Annotated in this window: 9 protein-coding genes; 6 read left to right on the forward strand and 3 right to left on the reverse strand. The window is 69.9% G+C overall.

Annotated features, from left to right (window positions below; all coding sequences use genetic code 11):
- Positions 1 to 140 precede the first annotated feature (140 nt).
- The 3 genes from AC2VNT_RS07585 to AC2VNT_RS07595 are packed head-to-tail and all read left to right on the forward strand — an operon-like array spanning position 141 to position 3,453.
- Entirely contained in the window at positions 141 to 1,100 is a 960-nt protein-coding gene (locus tag AC2VNT_RS07585; RefSeq protein WP_486946277.1) for a class I SAM-dependent methyltransferase, read from the forward strand.
- A gap of 36 nt (positions 1,101 to 1,136) precedes the next feature.
- On the forward strand, positions 1,137 to 2,534 hold the full coding sequence (locus AC2VNT_RS07590) for an aldehyde dehydrogenase family protein (protein ID WP_486946269.1): 1,398 nt from the start codon (positions 1,137 to 1,139) through the stop codon (positions 2,532 to 2,534).
- Positions 2,535 to 2,589: 55 nt separating this feature from the next.
- Positions 2,590 to 3,453 carry an SDR family oxidoreductase gene (locus tag AC2VNT_RS07595; RefSeq protein WP_486946270.1) on the forward strand — a complete coding sequence of 288 codons (864 nt, stop codon included), beginning with the start codon at positions 2,590 to 2,592 and terminating at the stop codon, positions 3,451 to 3,453.
- 50 nt (positions 3,454 to 3,503) lie between these two features.
- Here the strand turns inward: AC2VNT_RS07595 and AC2VNT_RS07600 are convergent, their stop codons facing one another.
- The gene (locus AC2VNT_RS07600) at positions 3,504 to 5,306 is read right to left on the reverse strand and encodes a PE-PPE domain-containing protein (RefSeq protein WP_486946271.1); all 1,803 of its coding nucleotides are present in this window, start codon (positions 5,304 to 5,306) and stop codon (positions 3,504 to 3,506) included.
- Positions 5,307 to 5,460: 154 nt separating this feature from the next.
- Positions 5,461 to 6,282 carry a tyrosine-protein phosphatase gene (locus AC2VNT_RS07605; RefSeq protein WP_486946272.1) on the reverse strand — a complete coding sequence of 274 codons (822 nt, stop codon included), beginning with the start codon at positions 6,280 to 6,282 and terminating at the stop codon, positions 5,461 to 5,463.
- A 219-nt stretch (positions 6,283 to 6,501) separates the two neighbouring features.
- On the opposite strand from AC2VNT_RS07605, the gene AC2VNT_RS07610 reads away from it, so the two are divergent.
- The 3 genes from AC2VNT_RS07610 to AC2VNT_RS07620 are packed head-to-tail and all read left to right on the forward strand — an operon-like array spanning position 6,502 to position 9,359.
- Positions 6,502 to 7,599 (forward strand): Re/Si-specific NAD(P)(+) transhydrogenase subunit alpha, encoded by a 1,098-nt coding sequence (locus tag AC2VNT_RS07610; protein WP_486946273.1) that lies wholly within the window; start codon positions 6,502 to 6,504, stop codon positions 7,597 to 7,599.
- Positions 7,600 to 7,941, forward strand: coding sequence for an NAD(P) transhydrogenase subunit alpha part 2 (locus tag AC2VNT_RS07615; RefSeq protein ID WP_486946274.1), 342 nt, complete (start codon positions 7,600 to 7,602; stop codon positions 7,939 to 7,941).
- A complete protein-coding gene (locus AC2VNT_RS07620; RefSeq protein WP_486946275.1) occupies positions 7,938 to 9,359 on the forward strand; it encodes an NAD(P)(+) transhydrogenase (Re/Si-specific) subunit beta in 1,422 nt (473 codons plus the stop codon). The genes AC2VNT_RS07615 and AC2VNT_RS07620 overlap by 4 nt, the downstream gene beginning before the upstream one ends.
- Here AC2VNT_RS07620 and AC2VNT_RS07625 read toward each other — a convergent pair.
- Positions 9,346 to 9,501, reverse strand: a complete 156-nt coding sequence (locus tag AC2VNT_RS07625; protein WP_486946276.1) for a hypothetical protein — start codon at positions 9,499 to 9,501, stop codon at positions 9,346 to 9,348. The genes AC2VNT_RS07620 and AC2VNT_RS07625 overlap by 14 nt on opposite strands.
- Between the last annotated feature and the right edge of the window lie 308 nt (positions 9,502 to 9,809).

Here is a 9,809-nt window from a genome sequence, read left to right on the forward strand (position 1 = left end):
CGGGAGGTCGTTGTCCGCACGGACCTACTTTAATTCGCAGACCGTTGACGGGTGGCTGAATGCGGCTGCCTAGGCGGGCTAACTTGCTGGGTAGCATGGCAGCCAGGAAGTGAGGTAGGCCGATGAGTGACACGCCCGCGATGCGCACCGACGACGACACCTGGGACATCACCACCAGCGTCGGATCGACGGCGGTGATGGTGGCGGCGGCCCGCGCGGCGGAGACCGACAGCCCGGAGCCGCTGATCCGCGACCCGTACGCCAAGCTGCTGGTCGCCGCGGCCGCCACCGGGGTGTGGGAGGCGATGCTGGACCCGACGATGGCCGACCGGATCGCGGCGGTCGACCCGGAGACCGCCGCGGTCTTCCAGCACATGCGCGGCTACCAGGCGGTGCGCACCCACTTCTTCGACGCCTACTTCACGGCCGCCGTGTCCGACCAGGGCGGCGGCATCCGCCAGGTGGTGATCTTGGCCGCCGGGCTGGACTCCCGGGCCTACCGGTTGGACTGGCCGGCCGGGACGGTGGTGTACGAGATCGACCAGCCGAAGGTGCTGGCCTACAAGACCGAGACGCTGGCCGCCGACGCCGTCGAGCCGTCGGCCGAGCGCCGCACCGTCGGAATCGACCTGCGCCAGGACTGGCCCGCCGCGCTGCGCGCCGCCGGCTTCGACCCCGCGGCGCCGACCGCCTGGCTGGCCGAGGGCCTGCTGATGTACCTGCCGGCCGCGGGGCAAGACCGACTCTTCGAGCAGATCACCGAGCTCAGCGCGCCGGGCAGCCGGATCGCGGCCGAGACCGCCCCGTATCAGGCCGACGAACGACGCAAGCAGCTGTGGGAGCGGTTCCGCCGGGTCGCCGCCGAGCTCGGCATCGAGCAGACGGTCGACGTGCAGGACCTGATCTACCACGACGAGCACCGCGCGCCGCTGCGCGACTGGCTGGACGAGCACGGCTGGCAGGCCGGCGCGCAGCACTCCCGAGACGAGATGCGCCGGCTGGACCGCTGGGTCGACATCCCGGTCGGCGACGACCGCGCCGCGTTCTCCGAGTTCGTCACCGCGGTGCGCCAACCGGCTGCCACCCAACCGGCTGGTTGATTACGATTGGGGCTATCCGGTCAGGAAGGATCAGCCATGACCACCGAGATCGCCCCCACCAGTGTTTCCGCCCCGACGGCGGACATCCCGGAAACCATTGCCCGGCTGCGTAAGACGTTCGACAGCGGGCGCACCCGTGGTCTGCAGTGGCGACAGGCGCAGCTGCGCGCCATCGACGCCCTGATCACCGAGAACGAGGCGGAGGTGCTCGAGGCGCTCGACACCGACCTGGGCCGCAAACCGTTCGAGGGCTGGCTGGCCGACGTCGCCAGCGTCAGCGCCGAGGCGCGGTACGCGGCCAAGCACGTCAAGAAGTGGATGCGGCGCAGTCGCCGGCGCCTGGAACTGGCCCAGCTGCCCGGCCGCGGCTGGATCGAGTACGAGCCGTACGGCACCGTGCTGATCATCGGCGCCTGGAACTTCCCGTTCGCGCTGACCCTCGGACCGGCGGTCGCCGCGATCGCGGCCGGTAACGCGGTGGTGCTCAAGCCGTCCGAGGTGGCGGCGGCGTCGTCGCGGCTGATGGCCGAGCTGGTGCCGAAGTACCTCGACACCGACGCGGTCGCGGTGGTCGAAGGCGACGGTGCGGTGAGCCAGGCGCTGATCGCCGAGGGTCTGGACCGGGTGATGTTCACCGGCGGCACCGAGATCGGCCGCAAGGTCTACCAGGCGGCCGCACCGCACCTGACGCCGGTCACCCTGGAGTTGGGCGGCAAGAGCCCGTGCATCGTGGCCGCCGACGCCGACCTCGACGTCGCCGCCAAACGGATCGCGTTCACCAAGCTGATCAACTCCGGCCAGACCTGCATCGCCCCGGACTACGTGCTGGCCGACGCCGGCATCCGCGACGAACTGGTCGCCAAGATCAACGACGCGGTCACCACGTTCGAGCCGCAAGGACAGCCGATCGTGGACCAGCGGCACTTCGACCGGCTGACCCGGGCGCTGGCCGCCACCAAGGGCACCGTCGCGCTGGGTGGCGGATCGGACCCGGCGACAACCCGGATCGAGCCGACCGTGGTGGTAGACCCGGACCCGGACGAACCGCTGATGACCGACGAGATCTTCGGCCCGATCCTGCCGGTGGTCACCGTCGGCTCGGTCGACGAGGCGGTCCGGTTCGTCAACTCCCGGCCGAAGCCGCTGGCCGCGTATCTGTTCACCAAGGCCAAGGACGTCCGCGACCGGGTGATCCAGGCCGTCCCGGCCGGCGGCATGGTGATCAACCACCTGGTCTTCCAGTTCGCCACCGCCCGGCTGCCGTTCGGCGGTGTCGGCGCCTCCGGGATGGGCGCCTACCACGGCCGGTGGGGCTTCGAGGAGTTCAGCCACCGCAAGGCGGTGCTGGCCAAGCCGACCCGGCCCGACCTCGCCGCCTTCGTATACCCGCCGTATACCGAGAAGGCGTGGAAGCTGGCCCGCCGGCTGTTCTAGTGTTCCGGTGAGCCGGAACAACCCCACCGATCGACCCCCGACCGAGAGGAAGCTCATGCCCGGAGTGCAGGACCGTGTCATCGCCGTCACCGGAGCCGGAGGCGGGCTGGGCCGCGAGTACGCGCTGACCCTGGCCCGGGAAGGCGCCAGCGTGGTGGTCAACGACCTGGGCGGCGCCCGGGACGGCACCGGGGCCGGACACAACATGGCCGACCAGGTGGTCGCCGAGATCAAGGCGGCCGGCGGGCGCGCCGTGGCCAACTACGACAGCGTGGCCGATGCCGACGGGGCAGCCAATATCATCAAGACCGCGATCGACGAGTTCGGCGCGATCCACGGGGTGGTGAGCAACGCCGGCATCCTGCGCGACGGCACCTTCCACAAGATGACGTCGGAGAACTGGGACGCGGTGCTCAAGGTGCACCTCTACGGCGGCTACAACGTGCTGCGCGCGGCCTGGCCGCACTTCCGCGAACAGGGCTACGGCCGGGTGGTGGTGGCCACCTCCACCAGCGGGCTGTTCGGCAACTTCGGCCAGACCAACTACGGCGCCGCCAAGATGGGCCTGGTCGGGATGATCAACACGCTGGCGCTGGAGGGCGCCAAGTACAACATCAAGGCCAACGCGCTGGCGCCGATCGCGGCCACCCGGATGACCGAGGACATCCTGCCGCCGGAGGTGCTGGCCAAGCTGACACCGGAGTTCGTGGCGCCGGTGGTGGCCTACCTGTGCACCGAGGAGAACCCGAACACCGGGTCGATCTTCGTCGTCGGCGGCGGCAAGGTGCAGCGGGTGGCGCTGTTCGAGAACGCCGGCGCCACCTTCGAGAACCCGCCGTCGGTGGACGACGTGGCCGGGAAGTGGTCGACGATCGCCGACCTGTCTGCGGCGAAAGCGGCCAGCTTCGCGCTGTCCTGAGGCTAGCGCTAGCTAGCTAGCCACCGCGCCCGCGGCCGCCCGGGCAGGTGTTATATGCCCAGCATTCCCGTGAGTTCGCCGAGGATGCCGCCGGTGGTGTCGGTGGCCGCGGTCGCGCCGGCGCCGCTGGCGTCTCCACCCAGGCCGACCAGCTCGGCGAGGTTGACCAGCGTGCCGCCGACGCCGACCACCGACGGCACCGCCGCGCCGAAGATCAGCGCGAACGGGATCAGCGCGGTTCCGGCGGCCAAGGCGTCGCCGATCCCACCGAGCAGGTTGCCGTCCGTCAAGCCCGTGCTGATCTCGTCGACGAGCAGGGTCGGCACCGCCGTGACCAGCGAGTTGAAGGTGTCGTCGATCGGCAGCAGCGTCGCGTAGTCACCCGAGATGGTGCCGCTGATGCTGTTGAGCACGTCGGCGAACGACGAGTGGAAGATGGACACGTCCGAGGTCGGGAAGCCCGTGTTGTCGTACAGCCCGTTGACGCCGAGTTCCAGCAGGTTCTGCAGGTTGAGGTCCTTGACGTCGGTGGCGCTGGTGAGACCCAGCGCGTGGGTCAATTCGATCAGCCCGTTCAGGAACCGGTCGTCTCGCAGCCCCGTCACGTAGTCCGACAGGCTCCAGTTCTTCGGGTTGAGGATGTCGTTGAAGAAGTCGTGCGCTCCGGTCTCCAGGCCCTTCCCCAGCGCCGGAAGCACGTCGCTCCAGTTGAACCCGGGGTCGGCCGACGCACTGGGCAGCAGCCCGAACGGGGTGGCCACGTTCGCCGGACCCGGGCTCCAGCCGTTGTCGATGCTGCCGTAGCCGAGGTTGACCAGGATGCTCATGTCCGGCTGCAGCAGGTCGTAGAGCGGCTGGCCGATGAACGGCAGGAACTGCAGCACCTGCAGCAGCGGCAACCCCGGTTCGGAGAGTCCGGTGAGCGGGTTGGTGGTGACGTCCGGCATCATCCAGTAGTTGGTCAGGGTATCGGCGCCGAGGTCGTTCGAGCCGGGCAGCGGGATCGCCCCGGCGGGATTGTCCGCGGAGACCGCCGCGATCTGCTCAGGACTCATGCCCAGGTAGGCGATGTGCTGGAACAGGATGCCCAGGTAGGCATTGAAGTCGGAGAGGATGTCGATCGGGTACCTGGGGAAGTCGGCGAAGCCGTCGTACTCGTTGGTGAAGATCTCGGTCGGGAAGAGGTCGGCCGGCGTGGTCCCGCTGAAGGTGATGCCCAGGCTGGGGACGGTGAAATCGTGCGAGCCGCCGCCGCCGAGGTCGGCGAAGCGTTCCAGCATGCCGCCGTCCGGGTTGTTCGGGTCGCCGACCAGCACGAAGTGCACGTCGTCGCTGGGTATGCCCGCCTCGTGCAGTTTCGTCATCTCCAGCGCGGAGACGGTGGAGCTCTGCGACCAGCCGAACACCGTCACCGGGTGCTCCGGGCTGATCGTCTTGTCCGCGATGCCCTGCTGGATCGCGTTCTCCAGGATCTTCTCGCCCTGATCGGTCGAGGTGTCGAACGGCAGGCTCTTCGGGCCGGTGACCGGGTACAGCCCCTCCGGGGTGGCCAGCGGCTCCAGCTTGCCGCCGAAGCCGAGCGGGGCCAGGTACAGCTGGTCGACCAGGTCCAGGTAGCCATCGGTCGGGATCGGAATGGTGCTCGGCCCCATGATCAGCGCGAGGTTGCTGCTGTCGAGATCACCGGGGACAACGGCTGCGGTCACGACCTCGCCCTCGGCGGTGAGCTTCACCGTCCGCACCTGCGGATCCGCCAACTGGGGTGCCATCCGCGTCACCGGGGTGACGGCGACCAGGCTGGCGCCGACGACGGCGACACCGGTGGTGACGAACGGACGAAGCGCAGCGTGCATGCGGGTCTCCCACGGGTAATAGTGACGCGGTACAGCAGAAACGTACATGGTTTGCTTAGCGGCGCGTGCGGTTTTCCACACAACAACTGGGACCAGCGGTTCCGGATACTCGACCTGGGTGCCGAATCCCCGGTGATGACCCGTTCGGCCACGCTCAGCCGAGCAGCACGCCCCGCAGCCGCGCCACGTCCTCGGCGCTGACCTCGGCCGCCCGCAGGTACCCGTCCAGCGAGCCGTAGTGCTCGTCGATCGAGCCGCGGGCGGTGAGCAGGTACTCCTCCCGGACGCCGAGCACCTGCTCGGAGAGCCGGGCCTCGGCGAACGTCTCCACCTCGGGGGTGAGCTCGATCTCCGGTCGCTGCCGGATCATCTCCATGATCCGGTCCCGCAGCGCCGGCACCGCGGCGTTGCTGGCCAGGTAGTCGGCGAGGATCGCGTCCCGGTCGATACCGGCCGCCTCCAGCACCACCGCGATGACGAACCCGGTGCGGTCCTTGCCGGCGAAGCAGTGGGCCAACACGCTGCGGCCGGAGCCCAGCAGGCCCACCACCCGGTGCACGGCGCGCAGCGAGCCGGGCAGGGTGGGGAAGCGCCGATACTCCTCGGTCATGTAGCGCGACGCCAACACCGCGGCCGACCCCCCCGCGGCGTGCTCGACCAGGATCTTGCGGAACGCCTGCTCGTGCGGTGCGGACTGGTCGCCGTCGGCCCGATCGGCGGCCAGCTCCGGGAACGGCAGCAGATGCACGTCGACGTCGTCCGGGACCCGGTCGGGTCCGCGCCGGGCCACCTCACGCCGGGACCGCAGGTCGGCGACGTCGGTCACCCGCAGCCGGTGCAGTCGGTCGCGGCCGGTGCCGTCCAGGCGGCTCAGCTCACTGGCGCGCAGCAGCCGCCCACCGGGCAGCGGCACGCTGTCGGCGACGTCCCGGAAGTTCCACGCCCCGGAGAGCTCGCCGGCGAGTTCGGCGGCCATCTCAGTGGGCCGCCGCGGCCAGCGGGGCCGCCGTGCGCAGGTGCACCGCGTCGGGGCCGTCGAAGATCCGCTCGGTCATGAATGCCGCCATTCCGCCACGATAAGACACCGCCGGTGGGTGCTCGCCCCGATCTGCCAGCGGGCCGCCCAGGCGGGCAGGCTAGGGTAGCCGGGCATCGCCGCTATCAAAGCCGAACTGAGGGAGCAGGGCGTCCGAGCATGATAGATAACCAGACCACGGTCGGGGTGGTCGCCGAATCCGAGCCCGACGAGCGTCGCGTGGCCCTGGTGCCCAAGGCGGTGGCCGGGCTGATCAAGACCGGGGTGGCCGTCGTGGTCGAGGCCGGCGCCGGCGAGCGCGCGCTGCTGCCCGACACGCTCTACACCGAGGCCGGGGCCCGTGTCGGCGACGCCTGGGCCGCCGACGTCGTGGTCAAGGTCGCCCCGCCGACCGCCGCCGAGGTGGCCCGGCTGAACCGCGGGCAGACCCTGATCGGCTTCCTGGCCCCGCGCAGCGCGGACAGCCCGATCCCGTCGCTGACCGCCGCCGGGGTGCAGGCGTTCGCGCTGGAGGCGATCCCGCGGATCTCCCGCGCCCAGGCGATGGACGCGCTGTCGTCGCAGGCCAACGTCTCCGGCTACAAGGCGGTGCTGCTCGCCGCATCGGAGCTGACCCGGTTCTTCCCGATGCTGACCACCGCCGCGGGAACGGTGAAGCCGGCCAGCGTGCTGGTGCTCGGCGTCGGGGTGGCCGGCCTGCAGGCGCTGGCCACCGCCAAGCGGCTCGGCGCCCGCACCACCGGCTACGACGTGCGACCCGAGGTGGCCGACCAGGTCCGCTCGGTCGGCGCGCACTGGCTGGACCTGGGCATAGATGCCGCCGGCGAGGGCGGCTACGCCCGCGAGCTCACCGAAGCCGAACGCGCGCAGCAGCAGCAGGCGCTGGAAGATGCGATCACCGGGTTCGACGTGGTGATCACCACCGCGCTGGTTCCCGGCCGGCCGGCCCCGAAGCTGGTCACCGCCGCGGCCGTCCAGGGGATGAAGCCGGGCAGCGTGGTGGTGGACCTGGCCGGTGAGACCGGCGGCAACTGCGCGCTGACCGAGCCGGGCGCCACCGTGGTCAAGCACGGGGTCACCATCGTCGCGCCGCTGAACCTGCCGGCCTCCATGCCCGAGCACGCCAGCGAGCTCTACAGCAAGAACATCACCGCGCTGCTCGAGCTGCTGATCACCGACGGTGCGCTGACGCCGGACTTCGACGACGAGGTGGTCGCCGGGTCCTGCGTCACCCGCACCCCGACCGAGGACAACTAGATGTACAACGACCTTCTGGCCAACCTGGCGATCCTGGTGCTCTCCGGTTTCGTCGGCTTCGCGGTCATCTCCAAGGTGCCCAACACCTTGCACACCCCGCTGATGTCGGGCACCAACGCGATCCACGGCATCGTGGTCCTCGGTGCGCTGCTGCTGCTCGGCCGCATCGAGCACCCGTCGATCGGCCTGCAGATCATCCTGTTCGTGGCGCTGGTCTTCGGCACGCTGAACGTGATCGGCGGGTTCATCGTCACCGACCGGATGCTGGGCATGTTCAAGACCCGCAAGCCGGAGCCGGCCAAGGCCGTCACGGCTGCCGAGACGAACGGACAACCCCGATGAACTACCTCGTCTTGACCCTCTACATCGTCGCGTTCTCGATGTTCATCTACGGGATGATGGGGCTGACCGGCCCGAAGACCGCGGTGCGCGGCAACCTGATCGCCGCGGCCGGCATGGCCATCGCGGTCGGGGCCACCATGATCTTGGTCCGGCACAGCACCCAGTGGCCGTTGATCATCGCCGGCCTGGTGCTCGGGGTGGTGCTCGGCATCCCGCCGGCCCGGTGGACCAAGATGACCGCGATGCCGCAGCTGGTGGCGGCGTTCAACGGCGTCGGCGGCGGCACGGTCGCGCTGATCGCGCTCTCGGAGTTCATCGAGACCACCGGCTTCTCCGACTTCCAGCACGGCGAGCAGCCGACCGCGCACATCGTGGTGGCGTCGCTGCTGGCCGCGATCATCGGGTCGGTGTCGTTCTGGGGCTCGATCATCGCGTTCGGCAAGCTGCAGGAGATCATCTCCGGCCGGCCGATCGGGCTGGGCCGAGCCCAGCAGTACCTCAACCTGCTGCTGCTGGTCGCGGCGGTCGTCTGCGCGGTGGTGATCGGGCTGGACGCGCATCCGGGCGGCGGGGCGCCGCTGTGGTGGATGGTCACGCTGCTGGTCGCCTCGGCCGTGCTCGGCCTGATGGTGGTGCTGCCGATCGGCGGCGCCGACATGCCGGTGGTGATCTCGCTGCTGAACGCACTGACCGGCCTGTCGGCCGCCTCGGCGGGTCTGGCGCTGAACAACACCGCGATGATCGTGGCCGGCATGATCGTCGGCGCGTCCGGCACCATCTTGACCAACCTGATGGCCAAGGCGATGAACCGGTCCATCCCGGCGATCGTCGCCGGCGGGTTCGGTGGCGGCGGGGCCGCGCCGGCCGGCGGTGACGGGGCGCAGCACGCGGCGAAGGCGACCTCGGCGGCCGACGCGGCCATCCAGATGGCCTACGCCAACCAGGTGGTGGTGGTCCCCGGCTACGGGATGGCGGTCGCCCAGGCGCAGCACGCGGTCAAGGACATGGCCAGCCTGCTGGAGTCGCGCGGGGTGCCGGTGAAATACGCCATCCACCCGGTGGCCGGCCGGATGCCCGGCCACATGAACGTGCTGCTGGCCGAGGCCGACGTCGAGTACGACGCCATGAAAGAGATGGACGACATCAACGACGAGTTCTCCCGGACCGACGTGGCGATCGTGATCGGCGCCAACGACGTCACCAACCCGGCGGCCCGCAACGACCAGGGTTCGCCGATCTACGGGATGCCGATCCTGAACGTGGACCAGGCCAAGTCGGTGATCGTGCTGAAGCGGTCGATGAACTCCGGTTTCGCCGGCATCGACAACCCGCTGTTCTACGCCGACGGCACCACCATGCTGTTCGGCGACGCCAAGAAGTCGGTCTCCGAGGTGACCGAGGAGCTCAAGGCGCTGTAGAGCCGAAGCGGCCGCTGCGCACGCTGCCTGACCGGTTGAACTCGACCAGCTCCACATCGAGGTCGGCGCACACGGCGCGCATGGTGTGCTCGGTGAAGGTGAGCATGGCATCGGTGAACACCCGGCGGCGGTATTTGGTCACGAATACCAGGTGGGCGTAAGCGCCCGAAGGGCGCACCGACGCATGTGCGGTCCTGGGCGCAGCGCCCTACCCCAGCGCAGTGTCGGGTGGTGCATCAGCACACAAGCGGCGAGGCCGCAGGCATCCGCCCTCGCGGAGGTCAGTGGCGCGCATCAAAGCCCGGCGCGCAGCGCGGGCCCACATGCGACAGAGCCGCTCGGCGCGAACCTCCACTGCCGACCAGCCCACGGCGATAGCCGCATGAGCGCCTATCGAGACAGCCGGCCGGTACGAGGAATCCCCGCAGTTCACTGCGGGGAGGACGTCAA

This window comes from Mycobacterium sp. TH-M15 (assembly GCF_057473705.1).